Genomic DNA, 16,067 nt, shown 5'->3' with positions numbered 1-16,067 from the left:
CGAAGATCTTAGCAACAACACCAGCACCTACTGTACGGCCACCTTCACGGATAGCGAAACGTAGGCCATCATCCATTGCGATTGGAGCGATTAGCTCTACAACCATTTGGATGTTGTCGCCAGGCATTACCATTTCTACGCCTTCTGGTAGAGAGATATCACCAGTTACGTCAGTTGTACGGAAGTAGAACTGTGGACGGTAGCCTTTGAAGAACGGAGTATGACGGCCGCCTTCATCTTTAGAAAGTACGTATACTTCTGACTCGAACTTAGTGTGTGGAGTGATTGAACCAGGCTTAGCTAGTACTTGRCCACGTTCAACGTCATCACGCTTAGTACCACGTAGAAGTGCACCAACGTTCTCACCTGCACGACCTTCGTCAAGCAGYTTACGGAACATTTCAACACCAGTACAAGTAGTAGTTGTAGTCTCTTTGATACCTACGATTGCTACTTCGTCACCTACGTTTAGGATACCGCGCTCGATACGACCAGTTACTACTGTACCACGACCTTGGATTGAGAATACGTCTTCGATTGGCATTAGGAATGGCAGATCGATTGCACGCTCAGGTTCTGGGATGTAGCTGTCTAGTGCTTCAGCTAGCTCAACGATTTTCGCTTCCCACTGCTCTTCGCCTTGTAGTGCGCCTAGTGCAGAACCTTGGATAACTGGTAGGTCATCACCTGGGAAATCGTATTCAGAAAGAAGCTCACGAACTTCCATTTCTACTAGTTCTAGTAGCTCTTCGTCATCTACCATRTCACATTTGTTCATGAATACGATGATGTAAGGGATACCAACCTGACGGCCTAGTAGGATGTGCTCACGAGTTTGAGGCATTGGACCATCTGTTGCAGCAACAACTAGGATACCACCGTCCATCTGTGCAGCACCTGTGATCATGTTTTTAACATAATCCGCGTGTCCTGGACAGTCTACGTGTGCGTAGTGACGTGCTGGAGTATCGTATTCTACGTGTGAAGTAGAGATAGTGATACCGCGCTCGCGCTCTTCTGGAGCGTTATCGATAGATGCGAAATCTTTAGCAACACCACCGTACACTTTAGCAAGAGTAGTACAGATAGCAGCAGTTAGAGTTGTTTTACCGTGGTCAACGTGGCCGATAGTACCAACGTTTACGTGCGGTTTTACACGTTCAAATTTTTCTTTAGACATGAGTTGTCCCTCTAGGTACGGATTTAAGTGGCGCAGATGACCACGTAACCAAACTTATTGGTGATAAAGTATATATCAAAAGGAAAATTTTGCTTTAGAGCTGGTGCTGATACCCAGAATCGAACTGGGGACCTCATCCTTACCAAGGATGCGCTCTACCGCCTGAGCTATATCAGCACTGTATAATAAGTGGAGCGGGCAGCGGGAATCGAACCCGCATCATCAGCTTGGAAGGCTGAGGTAATAGCCATTATACGATGCCCGCACACGTAACTCTTCGAGCTATTTCCTAAAGAATATGGTGGAGGGGGACGGATTCGAACCATCGAAGGCAGTGCCGGCAGATTTACAATCTGCTCCCTTTGGCCACTCGGGAACCCCTCCAAATTTTTATTCCATTCTCATCACTGCTGTTTCAAAAAAAAAAAAACAGAAGAGAATGGTGCCGACTACCGGAATCGAACTGGTGACCTACTGATTACAAGTCAGTTGCTCTACCTACTGAGCTAAGTCGGCATAAGTGGTGCGCATTCTATTGAATGATTTTATAGCTTGCAATAGCAAATTTAAAAAAAGTATTTATTTTACTGAGATTCCGTTCATTTGCTGAATTTTCGCACAGTTTTGCCGATAAAAAATGATTCTTGCTCGCTAGTGATTTGATTTCTTGCACTCTTGATGTATGTTCGCAGTTTTCGTGCGATAAAAACTAGTTAGGAAAACTATGACGCCATACCTCTCTTTCAATCGACAACGGTGGGCTGAATTGCGCAATTCAGTTCCTATGACTTTATCCAAAGAGGATTTGAGAGAGTTGCAAGGCGTCAACGAAAACCTGACTATGGAAGAATCGGTGGAAATCTACTTACCACTTGCACGACTGCTAAATCTTTACATTGAAGCTCGTCAAAGTCGTAATAGCGTATTGCATAATTTCCTTGGCGCAACCAATAGTTCCCCTCCCTTTATTATCGGTATTGCAGGCAGTGTCGCGGTCGGTAAAAGTACCACAGCACGTTTACTTAAGGCGTTGCTCTCTCGCTGGGAAAACCACCCAAAAGTCGAGTTGGTTACCACCGATGGCTTTCTCTACCCCAAACACGTACTTGATGAGCGTGGGATCATGCATCGCAAGGGCTTCCCTGAGTCCTATGATATAAAACGATTGGTAGAGTTTGTTTCCGATATAAAAGCGGGCAAGCCAAATTTACAAGTGCCATTATACTCCCACATTACTTACAATATCACTGACGAAGTCAAAACCATCGATCGACCGGATGTTTTAATCATTGAAGGTCTTAACGTACTGCAAAGTGGTATGGACTACCCTCACGAGCCTCATCGAGTATTTGTCTCCGACTTCCTCGATTTCACGCTGTATGTCGATGCCGATACGGATGTTATCGAAAGCTGGTATGTCGAACGATTTTTAAAGTTCCGCCAAGGAGCTTTTACTAAACCAGGCTCTTACTTCAGTCATTACACCCAACTGACTGAACAGCAAGCCATCGCAAAAGCGCGTGATATTTGGCGTAGCATTAACGGCATCAATCTAGAAGACAACATCTTACCCACTCGAGGACGAGCGCAGTTGGTATTGAAGAAAGGTGCCAATCATCTAGTCGAAGAGATATTACTACGCAAGTAAATGATGAAGGATATAAAAAGAGCAAGCTGATTAGCTTGCTCTTTTTATATGAATTTAACTATTCAACCTGAACTGATTTTTATCTAGGCTCTGGACCATACTGATTGTCACTAGCCTTCCCAGGTAGAAAACCGCACTCAATTAAAATCCACACACCACATGCTAGGGCAGCAAGCGATATCAGCATCTCTAATGTAGTGGTATCTGTGATAATAGTCGGATCCGCGGCTGGCACCGTCATTCGCCCTATGACTAGGGGAATATTGAGCAACAACCACCAACTCGATTTACCTCGGTCATGCCACCGCTTTGCAGTAATCGCCAAATCCGGTATTAAGACAAAAATTAAAAACACGGGGAAAATCAGATGAGCATACGCAGGGAAAAGTGAGTTGACCCCAACGCCAAATCCAACAATCATCAAGTAATAAAACACATTCCAAGCCCAATAGACTTTACGTCCAATTCGCCCTTGAAAGGAAAACAGTAACTCTTTCATCGACATTATTCTTACCTAAAAAATACTAAGATCTAATTAACCACTTTCTGACAACATTCTCGGTCCATATCACGAACGTTGATCGTTAAGCTACGAACATGACTGGCTTGCCCTTGCAGAACTGACATCAACTGACGAGATAGATCTCTTTTCTGTTCGGCTGATCGACCATCTAACAACTCAAACGTAACATGGATAAAATCTACACTATCAGCTTCTTCCCCTACGAGCCAATCGTGATAACGAAGTGAGCGTGACTTTAACGAGGGGGCATCAAACAAACCAGACTGGATCGCAATGTGATGTAAATCTTCCAGTAGTCGTTGAGTATTCACCCGCTCATCAACCGAATTTGAATATTCCATAACCAAATGTGGCATAACTTTCCCTGTTTGCGAATCATCGACAAGGCACTAATACCAATTTCACTCTCAAATTCCGAGCCAGTTGCTATCATTCTGTCTAAGAGATCACTGATACAACTTCAGTCTTACAACACAGTAGCGATTTGTTTTGAGCGTCAATCGAGATCCCATTAAGAAATGATACGGGTCATGATCTAGTGGATTTATTCTGTTATATTCTTACGTAGATTTTTTACATTAATACTTTAATTTTGATATGGAGATATTCCTATGCGTCGTCCTGTAGTGATGGGTAACTGGAAACTTAACGGTAGCAAAGCAATGGTAACTGAGCTGCTAACTGGTCTTAACGCTGAGCTTGAAGGTATTGAAGGTGTAGACGTAGCCGTTGCTCCACCAGCACTTTACATCGATCTAGCTGAGCGTCTAATCGCGGAAGGCGGTAACAAGATCATCCTAGGTGCACAAAACACTGACCTAAACAACAGCGGTGCATTCACTGGCGATATGTCTCCAGCGATGCTGAAAGACTTTGGTGCAACTCACATCATCATTGGTCACTCTGAGCGTCGTGAATACCACGCTGAATCTGACCAATTCGTTGCTAAGAAATTTGCTTTCCTAAAAGAAAACGGTCTAACGCCTGTTTTCTGCATCGGTGAATCTGATGCGCAAAACGAAGCCGGTGAAACTGAAGCGGTTTGTGCTCGTCAAATCAATGCAGTGATCGATGCATACGGTGTTGAAGCGCTTAACGATGCGATTATCGCATACGAACCAATCTGGGCTATCGGTACGGGTAAAGCAGCGACAGCTGAAGATGCACAACGTATCCACGCTTCTATTCGCGCTCTTATCGCCGCGAAAGATGCTGCAGTAGCAGAGCAAGTAATTATTCAATACGGCGGCTCTGTTAAGCCAGAAAACGCTGAAGCTTACTTCTCACAACCAGACATCGATGGCGCTCTAGTTGGTGGTGCAGCTCTTGATGCAAAAGGCTTCGCAGCAATCGCTCGCGCAGCAGCGGCAGCAAAAGCTTAATTTTTTCGACTTAGCTATTGTTGTGGCGATATTCGTGCCTTTCGTTCACTTGATTGTCACCTCGTCACTCAACTAATTGAAAAACGATTTGATTCAAAGGTCAGCTTAAGCTGGCCTTTTTGTCACTGCTATCTAAACAAGAAACAAGCCCAACAAGGTTTCCAGCAAATTAGTCACGAATCCCTGTCACACTGAGTTTGAATCAAGTATTCTACTCTTTTCCTTCAGTTCGACTGTTTTATGCACGATAAACACGGCCTATTAACTGGCTCCATACCTAAAGTGCTACGGCAAATGACCATTCCCATGACTGTGGGCATGATTGCCATATTGATGTTTAACCTAGTCGATACTTTCTTTATTTCCCTACTCGGTACCGAAGCGCTTGCCGCTATCAGTTATACCTTTCCGGTCACTTTCACTGTTAATTGCATCACCATGGGTATTGGCATGGGGCTCTCGACCAATATTGGTCGATTACTTGGTCAGCGCCAAGCTCAAGATGCCGCAAGGTTTACCAGCCATGGCGTATTACTTGCTGTCATATTGGTTACCTTCGCTTCAACACTGGGGTTATTTACCATTGAGCCACTGTTTCTTGCGTTAGGTGCGGAAGAAAAACTCATCCCGCTTATCGAGCAATACATGGCGATCTGGTATTTTTCTATCCCACTACTGGTGATTCCAATGGCGGGAAATAGCGCCATACGAGCAACAGGAGACACCAAAACCCCCGCTAAAATTATGTTACTCGCAGGCATGATCAATGGTCTTCTCGATCCATTACTTATCTTTGGTTACGGTCCTTTCCCTGAGCTAGGTATTCAAGGAGCCGCCATCGCGAGTGCATTCAGTTGGCTTGGCGCACTGCTTAGTTCTCTCTACGTACTGATCAAGCGCGAGAAGTTGCTCGCTTGGCCAAATCTGCGATTTATCAGCGAAGATTGGAGAATGATATTAAAGATTGGCACACCAGCAGCCCTGTCTAATGCGATGTCCCCACTTTCTGGTGCGTTGTTTATGATGATCCTTTCAACCCACGGAACGGCTGTCGTCGCAGCTTATGGGGCTGCACAGCGAATAGAGTCAATCCTGATCTTAGTTTTGATGTCTCTCACCTCTGCACTCACGCCATTCATGGCACAAAACTTTGGTGCCAATAACCCGGAGCGCAGCTTCGATGGGCTGTTCTTAAGTATGCGGTTCGCTATCATCTTTCAGTTGGGGGTATTCATTGTGATGGTGCCACTGAGCATTCCATTATCTGCTCTTTTTTCTCAAGAACAAGCCGTTCAAAATCAGCTATGGCATTACTTAATAGTGGTCCCCTTCAGTTACGGTTTTCAAGGGGTAATGATGATGTTGGTGTCAGGTCTAAATGCTTTGTACCAGCCAATTAAAGCATTTCAATGGAGTGCGATGCGCCTCTTTTTGTTCACCCTACCTTTGGCTTGGTTAGGGGGCATAATCTTTGGTGTTGAGGGCGTTTTCTTCGGCATTGCAGCGGGTAATATCTTAGGTGGGATACTCAGCTATCTTTTTGCGCTCAAATTAAGACAGCAATATAGACACAGACCGGACAGTAACAAATAAAATAGCCAGCGAATCGCTGGCTATTTTAAAAAATCAAATGTCGTTATCTTCAACCTGTTCATCTAACTCAAGGTCGATGTTGAGTGGTTCTTGAGAAAGGATAACGCCAGTATTGTCTGCGTAGAGGTAATCTTCTGGGATAAACGTAACACCACCAAAATTGACGGGGATATCAGTTTCACCATCTCCTTTACTGGTTGCGCCAACAGGGATTGAAGCAAGAGCTTGAATACCAATACTCATGTCTTCCAGCTCATCCACTTCACGCACACTGCCGTAAACAACAATGCCTTCCCATTCGTTCTCTTCGGCTAATGATGCTATTTCTGCATCTACCAGTGCACGGCGCAGCGAACCTCCGCCATCCACTAACAATACTCGACCAACGCCATCTTGTTCCAAAATCTCGCGAATGATGCCATTGTCCTCAAAACATTTAACTGTCGTGATTTGGCCAGCAAACGACGCACTGCCGCCAAAGTTACTGAACATTGGCTCCACAACGTCTACTTGTTCTAAGTAGATATCGCATAATGCTGAAGTGTTGTATTCCATAGCGTTTTTTCTCATAGCATTGGTCATATAATCGAGTATATCCAGTCACTTCATCATTGCAATGACAAGGTGTATTTAACTCACTAGAGTTTGAGCTATAACAACTCCAGCAAATAATAAGTTAGTCAACAATGAACACTTTACAATGACGGGCATCATTGGCGCAATTTCAGCTGGTCTGTTCGCTAACCAAACTGCTTTAGAGTGCTTGTAAATAACAAATATGCTCAATAGAAATGGCAACATGATCCATAACGGTGACGGTTGCAGTAGCAAGTAGGTAATAAAGGCACTCAACGCCCCAGAAAGCAAAGCAAAATGATACAGCTTTGCGCGCTTTTCCCCTAAACGAACAGCAACCGTTCGCTTGCCACACAGGTCATCGTTCTCAATGTCACGCATGTTGTTAATATTAAGTACGGCAACAGCTAATAGACCGCAGCCAATCGCAGGTAATACTAATGATAAGTCAACAATACTGGTATGAAGGAAATAGGTTCCAGCCACACCCAATAAACCAAAAAATATAAAGACCGAGATGTCACCTAATCCAGCATAACCGTATGGTTTGTTGCCTACGGTATAGGCAATCGCTGCAGCTATCGCAAGCATCCCAAGGCCGATGAAGGCAAGAATACTTTCCCAGCTATTGAGTGCATGCAATACCAATGTCAAACCCGCGACTATGGTTAAAACAACGTTCACCATAATCGCTTGCTTCATGGTTTTTGGCGTAACCGCACCAGATTGAATCGCTCTTGTCGGTCCTAAACGTGCTTCGTTGTCCGTTCCTTTGACTGCATCTCCATAATCATTCGCCAGATTCGACAAAATCTGTAATAAGGTTGCCGTGATAAATGCCAATACGGAAACCGATAAAGAAAAATGGTGGCTAGAGAACGCCAAAACACTACCAGTCAATATAGAGACTAGTGCCAATGGCAAAGTTTTTGGACGAGCGGCATCAAGCCAGATTTGCAGCGTTTGATTCATATTTATCAGTGTAGTGAGATATCCGATAATTGGAATTGTGTCATATCAAAGTTAGCATAAAAACAAAAAAGGCCACCTAAGTGACCTTTTTTGTTTTTGCTCAAATTATTTCACGCGGCTTACGTATTCAGCTGAACGAGTATCAACCCGAATCACTTCACCAATTGAGATGAATAGTGGAACACGTACTACTGCACCAGTAGATAGCGTTGCAGGTTTGCCACCCGTACCTTGAGTGTCGCCTTTTAGACCAGGATCTGTTTCTATAACTTCTAGCTCAACGAAGTTTGGTGGTGTTACAGCAATTGGGTTGCCGTTCCAAAGAGTCAGCATACAAGTGTTGTTTTCAACTAACCATTTCGAGCTTTCGCCAACCGCTTTCATATCTGCAGCGATTTGTTCAAACGATTCGCTGTTCATAAAGTGATAGAATTCGCCATCGCTGTATAGGTAATCTAGATCGATCTCCATTACGTCTGCCACTTCTACAGTGTCGCCAGACTTAAATGTTTTCTCTAGAACTTTACCAGAAAGCAGCTTACGGATTCTAACGCGGTTGAATGCCTGACCTTTGCCTGGTTTTACAAACTCGTTTTCGAGAATGACACAAGGCTCGTTATCAAGCATAATTTTAAGACCGCCTTTGAATTCATTCGTGCTAACAGTAGCCATTTTTTCCTCTTACCATTCTTCGAGTTAAATTTAATGCCGTACATCATAACCCGAAATATCGATTCTGTTGAGCAAAACTGGCTCGAACAGCTAGCGAATGGGATCTCCGATCCTACAAAACTGCTAGAACAACTAGATATTGAACCTTCACCTTGGCAACTCGGATTTGAAGCAAGAACGCTTTTTGCACAGCGTGTGCCGCAAAGTTTTGTTGATAGAATGGAAAAAGGCAATCCTTTTGATCCGCTTTTACGTCAAGTATTACCCTTATCGGATGAATTTGCGGTGCATGAAGGGTACTCAAACGACCCGCTTGATGAACAAGACAACGCGATCCCCGGTTTACTGCACAAATATCAAAATCGTGCGCTAATGATCGTTAAAGGAGGCTGTGCTGTTAATTGCCGCTATTGCTTCCGCCGTCACTTTCCTTATCAAGACAACAAAGGCAGCAAAAGAGTTTGGCAAACGAGCTTAGACTATATTCAAACGCATCCTGAACTAAATGAAATCATTTTATCCGGTGGCGATCCACTCATGGCTAAAGATGATGAACTAAAATGGCTTATAGAACGCATCGCCGACATACCACATATTAAACGGTTACGTATCCATTCACGTTTACCCGTTGTCATTCCCGCCCGTATTACACAAGAGTTGGTATCAATACTGTGCGACACTCGATTACAAGTGATACTAGTCACGCACATCAACCACGCCAATGAAATCAATCAAGAGGTGCAAGATAAAACGCTGCAACTAAAAAAAGCCGGTGTGATCTTATTAAATCAAAGCGTATTGCTAAAAGGCGTCAATGATACAGTTGAAGACTTAGTCGCACTGAGCGAAGCATTGTTTGATGCCAATGTTCTGCCCTATTACCTGCATGTATTGGATAAAGTACAAGGTGCTGCACACTTCTTTGTCAGTGATGATGAAGCCAAAGCACTCATGGCAAAATTGATTGAAAGAGTATCAGGATATTTAGTGCCGACACTCACCAGAGAAATTGGCGGTCGCTCAAGCAAAACGCCGCTCGATCTGCATTTGGAATAGTCATACGGCAAACGGTTAATAACTAGCGGCTGCTGAATACAACAACTAAAGTAAACTTAAAGACTCGAATATTTTGCTCATTTGAACGGTCAACTGTAATGATACTCCTTAGATGTTGGAGGTCGACATGCAAGCAACGTTCGAACATTATCTCGACTTAGGTCCCTTTAGCTGGGCGGCGTTACTTTGCTGCGCCTTAAATGGGCTCTTTATTGGGGTTGAACGCCAAACTCGTGGTAAACCCGTCGGGATCCGCACCTCCATTTTGGTTATATCCGGTACCTACTTTTTTATATCTTTGGCGATATCACTTTCAGAAAACACCCTCGAACAAGCCCGTGTGTTAGGACAAATTATTACAGGCGTCGGTTTTTTAGGCGCAGGCGTGATGATGACGCTAGATGGAAAAATTCACGGTGTTACTTCTGCCGCTATTATCTGGGTATTAGCGGCGCTAGGATTAATGATAGGTCTTGGCTACCTACAGCAATCTATCATCATTACCCTGTTAATGTTACTGGTATTGCTTGGTGTCGATAAAGCTGAATACCGAGTCAAATCATTACGCCGTGGTGTACACAAAAATTTTCATCCCCGCACCGCACCTCGACAACCCAGAACGGTTGTAAACAACAAGTCAAAAAAAAACCACCTCAGTTGAGGTGGCTTTCTTACATTTGTAACCCGCGACTTAAAATAGCTCTTCCGCGACTTTATATAGATCATTGCGAACTGGGCGTTTCATATTCTCGATAGCGTCAATGATATCATGGTGAACAAGCTGTTCTTTTTGGATACCAACACAACGACCACCCTCACCCTCTAACAATAGATGTACAGAGTAGTTACCCATACGAGACGCTAGTACACGGTCAAATGCAGTAGGGCGACCACCACGTTGGATGTGACCAAGAACCGTTGCACGAGTTTCACGACCTGTTGCAGCTTCAATATCTTTTGCAAGTTCATTCGCGTCCATCATTAGCTCAGTTAGAGCGATGATGGCGTGCTTTTTACCTTTAGCAATACCATCTTTGATGTTACCGATCAGTTTCTCTTTATCTAAACCAGTTTCCGGTGTGATTATGTATTCACAACCGCCCGCAATAGCAGACATAAGAGTTAGGTCACCACAATGACGACCCATGATCTCTACGATAGAGATTCGTTGGTGAGAAGATGATGTATCACGTAGACGGTCAATCGCATCAATAACTGTATTTAAAGCCGTTAGGTAACCAATAGTGTAATCAGTACCAGCGATGTCGTTGTCGATAGTGCCTGGCAGACCGACACATGGGTAACCCATTTCAGTTAGCTTTTTGGCACCCATGTAAGAACCATCACCACCGATAACAACCAGTGCATCAATATCATGTTTCTTCAGGTTTTTGATCGCTTGCTCACGAACTTCAACTTCTCTAAATTCAGGGAAACGTGCAGAGCCAAGGAACGTGCCACCTTTATTGATCACATCAGACACGCTAGAGCGGTCTAATTTTTCGATGCGACCTTCATAAAGACCTAGGTAACCGTCGTGTACACCGTACACTTCTAAACCTTCAGACAACGCGGTACGCACTACGCCGCGAATGGCTGCGTTCATACCTGGTGCGTCACCACCACTCGTCAAAACACCGATCTTTTTAATCATGCTCACCCTCGATTTTTGGGAATCTTATTTCAAACTTTACGTTAGAGGCTTACAGAAAAAGCCCCCGACAAAATTCTTTTATTTGTGCAATATGTTACATTTCCTTGTAAGGAATACTACTTATATTTGCACAACATTACGTAAGTTTTCTACTTATGTAAGAGTATTACAGTTTTGTCCGTTAACTTTGTTGATACATATCAGTATCGCGTTTATTTACCGCATTGATGAAAAGATAGCCAATTACGGGCAACTTTCCAATACCTGAATCGATTACCAATCTGCCGATTTTTGTACGCGTTCAGAGGTATGTACAACAGAGAATGGATCTTGATGGATTAGAATATCGGCTTGAGGAAAAGCTGCCAGCAATCTTATTTCTACTTGATCAGAAATTCGATGTGCTTCTATTAATGGCAAATGATCTTCCAGTTCAAGATGAAGCTGTATGAAACGTACTGGTCCTGACATGCGTGTTCTTAATTGATGTACACCCAATACGTCCTCGACTTGTGAGCAGATTTTTTTGATCTCCATCAGCTCCTCTTCTGGCAACTCGCGGTCCAATAGGGTTTGTACTGCTTCACTCACCATTTTAAACGCGCTGAACAATATATAAATACCAATAGCCACCGCAAACACAGCATCAGCTTGACCAATACCTACCCAGCTCAAACCCAACGCCACCATAATCGCAGCATTCATGTATAAATCAGTTTGATAATGTAAAGAGTCGGCGGCAATCGCCTGGCTGCCAGTCTTGCGTACTACACTTTTTTGGAACCGCACTAAAGCGAAGGTAACGACAATGGCAAAGAAACTGACATACACACCTAACTCCGGTGATTGCAGTTCATGAGGTCTAAAGAAACGTTCGATACCATTAAGAATAAGAAAGACTGCCGATCCTGAAATAAACATTGCTTGTGCAAGTGCTGCAAGTGATTCAGCTTTACCATGCCCAAAACGGTGTTCTTTATCAGCAGGTTGAAGAGAAAAGCGAATAACGACTAAATTGACCACCGACGCCGCAATATCGAGTACCGAGTCAATCAACGAAGCTAGCAAACTGACTGAGCCAGTGACCCACCAAGCAACCAGCTTAATAATTAATAAAAAGGTAGCAACCAGTGTCGCAGCCCAAGCCGCTAGCGTAACGAGCTTTCCATAATCCTGTTTCATTGCACTTTATTCGTCATCTATGATGTGGCAATTATAACCAGTGAATACGAAAATCGACAAGGCAGCCAATGGCTGCCTTGTATTAACTTAGTTATCTTAATTACGATTTTTGCGTTTCTCGGCACATTTATCCATGCGCTCCTGACTCAATTCAACAAACTTGGTCTTTTGCTCTGGCGTCAGAATGTTGAGCATTTTATGCTGTTTCTCCAGCATTTTAACTTTGCGTTCGCTTTGTTTATCGACCATCTGTTTCGCCAGGTCATTCGCTGCTGCTTGATCAAAATTCTCAGCTAGAACTAATTGCTGAACCTTCTCATGATGCGCTCTACGCACTGCTTGGCGTTCATCGTAGTTCGCTTTCATCTCTTGGTGATTAGCTTCGCGCATGTCTTTGAATTGCGTTTTTTGCTCATCAGTTAGATCCAACTGCTTCATCACGCCGCGATCCATTCCACCTTGACAGTGACCGCCGCGATGCTCGCCCTTGCCACCAAATGCAAATGCACTTGCTGAAGCAAAAGCCAATGGTACAACCGCCGCAACCAAAACAAGTTTCTTAACAGTTTTCATAATATTTACCTTTTAAGTGTATTAGTCAGGCTGCCTTTGCAGCGCTTAAACATAGATTAGTGGCTGGGAGGTAAATTGACGTCTAGAGAGCGTAAAGATACGTAAAGAGGAAAAATTACACTAATGCTTACTCAGAATAATCAGTAATATAATTAGTGTACCTAGCATACAAAGGGCATAGCATGGCACATATCTTATTGATTGATGACGATACTGAATTAACAGGCCTACTCAAAGAAGTACTCAGCTTTGAGGGCTTCGTTGTATCTGAAGCCAATGATGGTGAAGCAGGATTAGCAGCGCTAAGTAAAGAGATTGACCTTATTTTACTCGACGTCATGATGCCAAAGCTCAATGGTACCGAAACCCTCAAGCGAATTCGTGATAAATGGGAAACACCAGTTTTGATGCTAACGGCAAAAGGCGAGGAAATTGATCGCGTTATTGGTTTGGAATTAGGAGCCGACGATTATTTACCTAAGCCATTTAGTGATCGTGAACTGCTTGCCCGTATCCGTGCAGTCTTACGCCGTACCCAATTACCTAGCAATAGCAAAACAAGCGACAGTCTGGAGTATCAAGATATAACCGTATATCCGGGCAAACAAGAAGCATACTGTCAAGGTATGCTAATTGATCTCACCACCACTGAATTTGCGTTATTGAGCCACTTTGTTGTCAACCCTGGTGTAACCGTAACTAAAGAAGAACTCAGCCTTGATGTACTGGGTAAACGTCTCGCCGCTTTTGATCGCGCGATTGACATGCACGTTTCTAACCTGCGTAAAAAACTGCCCGAGCGCACGGATGGAAAACCCCGCATAAAAACACTGCGTGGACGTGGTTATTTGTTGGTGGAGGAAGATTAATGCGCTTTCCGCGTTTTACCAGTCTATATGGGCGAATTTTTGCCATTTTTTGGCTAACGATGTTGTTGGTACTCATAGCTGTGCTCACACTGCCACATCTTGATCCGAGAAAGCCACACACCATTCCAGCCAATAGCTTAGAAAAAATGCAACGATTTGCATCACATGTGGAAAATCGCTATCAAGGCGAAACAGATTTTAAGCGCCTGTTGCGTCGTATTGATGCTGATCGCCCCTCATCTCGCGATCCCAAGCCTCGTTATTTCCTTACCGATTTAGATGGCAATATTGTAAGTTTGCAAAAACATCGCAACTTCAAAGTGCGAGCGCTACAAAACCTAATCTCCAATATTGAATCCGATAATCAACCTAAACAACGTCTCTATGGTCACTTTATGATAGCGGGACCTGTTGCTGTCACTTTAGCGGAGCAACCGCTGCACATGTACCTAGCGTTCAAGTGGGATCAGCCCCCTCCTTTCTTGTTGAAGTTATTTGATAAACCATTCCAACTCTTATTCGCTGTGATGCTAGTAAGCACTCCACTATTACTCTGGCTTGCATGGGCGCTGAGCCAACCCGCTCGTCGCCTTGAACGCGCCGCAAAACGCGTAGCAAAAGGCGAGTTCATCGTGGACCCTAACCTTGAAAAAGGCACCTCAGAATTTCGCCAAGCGGGAACAGCATTCAACCAAATGGTTCAAGATGTAAATCAGATGATTTCCGGACAACAGCGGTTACTCTCTGATATATCGCACGAGCTACGCTCCCCTTTAACTCGCTTACGTATGGCAACGGCATTGGCAAAACGCAAACAAGGTGAAAGCCAAGAGCTGAGCCGAATTGATACGGAAGCACAGCGATTAGAGCAAATGATCAGTGAGTTATTGGAACTCTCACGCATGCAGCTCGACAGCCATACTGACCGCGAGCAGCAACCACTTTCTAGTTTATGGGAAGCGATTTTGAGTGATGCTAAGTTTGAAGCAGAGCAAACAGGTAAGGCACTCCATTACTCCGCGATCCCAGACAGAACCATATCAGGTAAGCCTAAATTACTCATGAGTGCTTTAGACAATATTGTTCGTAATGCCATCCACTACGGTAAAAACCAAATCGAAGTCGAAATTAGAGCTGATCAAGAACAAGTGATCATTCAAGTGGATGACAATGGAGAAGGCGTTCCAGAAGAAGAACTCGAAGCGATCTTTAGACCATTTTATCGGGTTTCTACGGCAAGAGATCGAGTCAGTGGCGGCACTGGACTTGGGCTGGCTATTACACAAAGCGCGGTACGCCAACATAGCGGTACGATTGAGGCGACTCGCAGTCATTTAGGCGGATTGAGGGTGACGATCTGCTTACCGTTACTCTATGAATAGTGACTTATCGAATGATGAACTTGAATAACCTTACAATTATACAGTTGATAATTCATCTCATTATCATTTAAAGTAATCCTGTATTTATGGAGGATATACTATGTCGCATTTGTTTCCCGAACTTCCTTACGCTTACCATTCACTAGAGCCGTATATTGACGCGAAGACAATGGAAGTTCATTACAGTAAACACCATCGAACTTATTACGATAAATTTATTGCTGCCATCGCCGGCAGCGATTTAGAACAAGTAAGTTTGTCAGAGATTTTTGCTAATATTTCGAAACTCCCAGCTGCAGTACGTAACAATGGCGGCGGTTACTACAACCATATTTTGTATTGGAACTGCATGAGTCCAAATGGTGGAGGACAACCAAAAGGGGAACTTGGTCAAGTGATCAACGATACCTTCAATGATTTTGATTCATTCAAAGAGCAGTTTGTACAAGCCGCCATCAACACCTTTGGCTCCGGGTTTGTTTGGTTAGTGGTGAAAAATGGTCAACTCGAAATAATATCAACACCTAACCAAGATAATCCTTTGATGGACGTGGCAGCAACGCAGGGCGAGCCCATTCTCGCGTTAGATGTGTGGGAACACGCTTACTACATTAATTACCAAAACCGTCGCCCTGAGTACATTGAAGCTTGGTGGAATGTCGTCAACTGGGATGCCGTCACAGACAATTACACAGCGGCAATATCTGCCAATAAGTAATAATGCCGTATTTGGCGGTGGCTGTATTCCGCCGCTAAATTACCTTTATCTATCCCGCCAACTAAATCATCCTGTTATACTCAAACT

At 43.9% G+C, this 16,067-nt stretch carries 17 protein-coding genes and 4 tRNA genes; 8 read left to right on the top strand and 13 right to left on the bottom strand.

Annotated elements, in window-relative coordinates; translation table 11 throughout:
• The 5 genes from tuf to L4C38_RS19505 all read right to left on the bottom strand — a co-directional run.
• The coding region (tuf, locus tag L4C38_RS19525; RefSeq protein WP_428799215.1) for an elongation factor Tu at positions 1-1,180 on the bottom strand (1,180 nt) is incomplete at its 3' end.
• A gap of 101 nt (positions 1,181-1,281) precedes the next feature.
• Positions 1,282-1,357: transfer RNA gene (locus L4C38_RS19520), tRNA-Thr, on the bottom strand.
• Between the two features lie 13 nt (positions 1,358-1,370).
• A tRNA-Gly gene (locus tag L4C38_RS19515) sits at positions 1,371-1,445 on the bottom strand.
• Positions 1,446-1,479: 34 nt separating this feature from the next.
• A tRNA-Tyr gene (locus tag L4C38_RS19510) sits at positions 1,480-1,564 on the bottom strand.
• Positions 1,565-1,620: 56 nt separating this feature from the next.
• Positions 1,621-1,696 (bottom strand) — tRNA-Thr (locus L4C38_RS19505).
• Positions 1,697-1,904: 208 nt separating this feature from the next.
• Between L4C38_RS19505 and coaA the strand changes: the two genes are divergently transcribed.
• Positions 1,905-2,828, top strand: a complete 924-nt coding sequence (gene coaA / locus L4C38_RS19500) for a type I pantothenate kinase (RefSeq protein WP_428799214.1) — start codon at positions 1,905-1,907, stop codon at positions 2,826-2,828.
• Between the two features lie 79 nt (positions 2,829-2,907).
• Here coaA and L4C38_RS19495 read toward each other — a convergent pair whose 3' ends face one another.
• Positions 2,908-3,333, bottom strand: coding sequence for a DUF805 domain-containing protein (locus L4C38_RS19495; RefSeq protein WP_428799213.1), 426 nt, complete (start codon positions 3,331-3,333; stop codon positions 2,908-2,910).
• Between the two features lie 26 nt (positions 3,334-3,359).
• Positions 3,360-3,707 carry a 5-carboxymethyl-2-hydroxymuconate Delta-isomerase gene (locus L4C38_RS19490; RefSeq protein ID WP_428799212.1) on the bottom strand — a complete coding sequence of 116 codons (348 nt, stop codon included), beginning with the start codon at positions 3,705-3,707 and terminating at the stop codon, positions 3,360-3,362.
• Positions 3,708-3,962: 255 nt separating this feature from the next.
• Here L4C38_RS19490 and tpiA point away from each other — a divergent pair, with 255 nt between their 5' ends.
• Positions 3,963-4,733 (top strand): triose-phosphate isomerase, encoded by a 771-nt coding sequence (tpiA, locus tag L4C38_RS19485; RefSeq protein ID WP_428799211.1) that lies wholly within the window; start codon positions 3,963-3,965, stop codon positions 4,731-4,733.
• A 240-nt stretch (positions 4,734-4,973) separates the two neighbouring features.
• Positions 4,974-6,326: an MATE family efflux transporter gene (locus L4C38_RS19480; protein ID WP_428799210.1), complete on the top strand. Its 1,353-nt coding sequence runs from the start codon at positions 4,974-4,976 to the stop codon at positions 6,324-6,326.
• Between the two features lie 33 nt (positions 6,327-6,359).
• Here L4C38_RS19480 and rraA read toward each other — a convergent pair whose 3' ends face one another.
• The 3 genes from rraA to efp all read right to left on the bottom strand — a co-directional run bounded on the left by rraA (position 6,360) and on the right by efp (position 8,546).
• A complete protein-coding gene (gene rraA / locus L4C38_RS19475) occupies positions 6,360-6,881 on the bottom strand; it encodes a ribonuclease E activity regulator RraA (RefSeq protein WP_428799218.1) in 522 nt (173 codons plus the stop codon).
• 75 nt (positions 6,882-6,956) lie between these two features.
• On the bottom strand, positions 6,957-7,874 hold the full coding sequence (locus L4C38_RS19470) for a 1,4-dihydroxy-2-naphthoate polyprenyltransferase (protein WP_428799209.1): 918 nt from the start codon (positions 7,872-7,874) through the stop codon (positions 6,957-6,959).
• Between the two features lie 105 nt (positions 7,875-7,979).
• The gene (efp, locus tag L4C38_RS19465; RefSeq protein ID WP_428799208.1) at positions 7,980-8,546 is read right to left on the bottom strand and encodes an elongation factor P; all 567 of its coding nucleotides are present in this window, start codon (positions 8,544-8,546) and stop codon (positions 7,980-7,982) included.
• A gap of 33 nt (positions 8,547-8,579) precedes the next feature.
• Between efp and epmB the strand changes: the two genes are divergently transcribed.
• Positions 8,580-9,602 (top strand): EF-P beta-lysylation protein EpmB, encoded by a 1,023-nt coding sequence (gene epmB / locus L4C38_RS19460; RefSeq protein WP_428799207.1) that lies wholly within the window; start codon positions 8,580-8,582, stop codon positions 9,600-9,602.
• A gap of 127 nt (positions 9,603-9,729) precedes the next feature.
• Positions 9,730-10,263 (top strand): MgtC/SapB family protein, encoded by a 534-nt coding sequence (locus L4C38_RS19455; RefSeq protein ID WP_428799206.1) that lies wholly within the window; start codon positions 9,730-9,732, stop codon positions 10,261-10,263.
• 30 nt (positions 10,264-10,293) lie between these two features.
• Here the strand turns inward: L4C38_RS19455 and pfkA are convergent, their stop codons facing one another.
• The 3 genes from pfkA to L4C38_RS19440 all read right to left on the bottom strand — a co-directional run bounded on the left by pfkA (position 10,294) and on the right by L4C38_RS19440 (position 13,011).
• A complete protein-coding gene (pfkA, locus tag L4C38_RS19450) occupies positions 10,294-11,256 on the bottom strand; it encodes a 6-phosphofructokinase (protein ID WP_428799205.1) in 963 nt (320 codons plus the stop codon).
• 273 nt (positions 11,257-11,529) lie between these two features.
• On the bottom strand, positions 11,530-12,438 hold the full coding sequence (fieF, locus tag L4C38_RS19445; RefSeq protein WP_428799204.1) for a CDF family cation-efflux transporter FieF: 909 nt from the start codon (positions 12,436-12,438) through the stop codon (positions 11,530-11,532).
• Positions 12,439-12,534: 96 nt separating this feature from the next.
• Entirely contained in the window at positions 12,535-13,011 is a 477-nt protein-coding gene (locus L4C38_RS19440) for a CpxP family protein (protein WP_428799203.1), read from the bottom strand.
• 182 nt (positions 13,012-13,193) lie between these two features.
• Between L4C38_RS19440 and L4C38_RS19435 the strand changes: the two genes are divergently transcribed.
• The 3 genes from L4C38_RS19435 (at position 13,194) to L4C38_RS19425 (ending at position 15,980) form a co-directional block, all read left to right on the top strand.
• Positions 13,194-13,880, top strand: a complete 687-nt coding sequence (locus L4C38_RS19435) for a response regulator (RefSeq protein WP_428799202.1) — start codon at positions 13,194-13,196, stop codon at positions 13,878-13,880.
• A complete protein-coding gene (cpxA, locus tag L4C38_RS19430) occupies positions 13,880-15,262 on the top strand; it encodes an envelope stress sensor histidine kinase CpxA (RefSeq protein ID WP_428799201.1) in 1,383 nt (460 codons plus the stop codon). Before L4C38_RS19435 ends, cpxA begins: the two co-directional genes overlap by 1 nt.
• A gap of 100 nt (positions 15,263-15,362) precedes the next feature.
• Positions 15,363-15,980 carry a superoxide dismutase gene (locus L4C38_RS19425; protein ID WP_428799200.1) on the top strand — a complete coding sequence of 206 codons (618 nt, stop codon included), beginning with the start codon at positions 15,363-15,365 and terminating at the stop codon, positions 15,978-15,980.
• The last annotated feature ends 87 nt before the right edge of the window (positions 15,981-16,067 follow it).

Origin of the sequence: Vibrio kasasachensis (assembly GCF_050337565.1) — a bacterium.
GTDB lineage: Bacteria > Pseudomonadota > Gammaproteobacteria > Enterobacterales > Vibrionaceae > Vibrio > Vibrio kasasachensis.
This window is presented reverse-complemented; position numbering and strand designations above follow the sequence as displayed.

What these genes read in the sequence shown, in the direction of transcription:
- L4C38_RS19440 (WP_428799203.1), bottom strand. Translation starts at nt 13,011, where the DNA reads ATGAAAACTGTTAAGAAACTTGTTTTGGTTGCGGCGGTTGTACCATTG.
- L4C38_RS19425 (WP_428799200.1), top strand. Translation starts at nt 15,363, where the DNA reads ATGTCGCATTTGTTTCCCGAACTTCCTTACGCTTACCATTCACTAGAG.
- pfkA (WP_428799205.1), bottom strand. Translation starts at nt 11,256, where the DNA reads ATGATTAAAAAGATCGGTGTTTTGACGAGTGGTGGTGACGCACCAGGT.
- rraA (WP_428799218.1), bottom strand. Translation starts at nt 6,881, where the DNA reads ATGGAATACAACACTTCAGCATTATGCGATATCTACTTAGAACAAGTA.
- coaA (WP_428799214.1), top strand. Translation starts at nt 1,905, where the DNA reads ATGACGCCATACCTCTCTTTCAATCGACAACGGTGGGCTGAATTGCGC.
- fieF (WP_428799204.1), bottom strand. Translation starts at nt 12,438, where the DNA reads ATGAAACAGGATTATGGAAAGCTCGTTACGCTAGCGGCTTGGGCTGCG.
- epmB (WP_428799207.1), top strand. Translation starts at nt 8,580, where the DNA reads ATGCCGTACATCATAACCCGAAATATCGATTCTGTTGAGCAAAACTGG.
- L4C38_RS19490 (WP_428799212.1), bottom strand. Translation starts at nt 3,707, where the DNA reads ATGCCACATTTGGTTATGGAATATTCAAATTCGGTTGATGAGCGGGTG.
- L4C38_RS19455 (WP_428799206.1), top strand. Translation starts at nt 9,730, where the DNA reads ATGCAAGCAACGTTCGAACATTATCTCGACTTAGGTCCCTTTAGCTGG.
- efp (WP_428799208.1), bottom strand. Translation starts at nt 8,546, where the DNA reads ATGGCTACTGTTAGCACGAATGAATTCAAAGGCGGTCTTAAAATTATG.
- L4C38_RS19480 (WP_428799210.1), top strand. Translation starts at nt 4,974, where the DNA reads ATGCACGATAAACACGGCCTATTAACTGGCTCCATACCTAAAGTGCTA.
- L4C38_RS19470 (WP_428799209.1), bottom strand. Translation starts at nt 7,874, where the DNA reads ATGAATCAAACGCTGCAAATCTGGCTTGATGCCGCTCGTCCAAAAACT.
- tpiA (WP_428799211.1), top strand. Translation starts at nt 3,963, where the DNA reads ATGCGTCGTCCTGTAGTGATGGGTAACTGGAAACTTAACGGTAGCAAA.
- L4C38_RS19495 (WP_428799213.1), bottom strand. Translation starts at nt 3,333, where the DNA reads ATGTCGATGAAAGAGTTACTGTTTTCCTTTCAAGGGCGAATTGGACGT.
- cpxA (WP_428799201.1), top strand. Translation starts at nt 13,880, where the DNA reads ATGCGCTTTCCGCGTTTTACCAGTCTATATGGGCGAATTTTTGCCATT.
- L4C38_RS19435 (WP_428799202.1), top strand. Translation starts at nt 13,194, where the DNA reads ATGGCACATATCTTATTGATTGATGACGATACTGAATTAACAGGCCTA.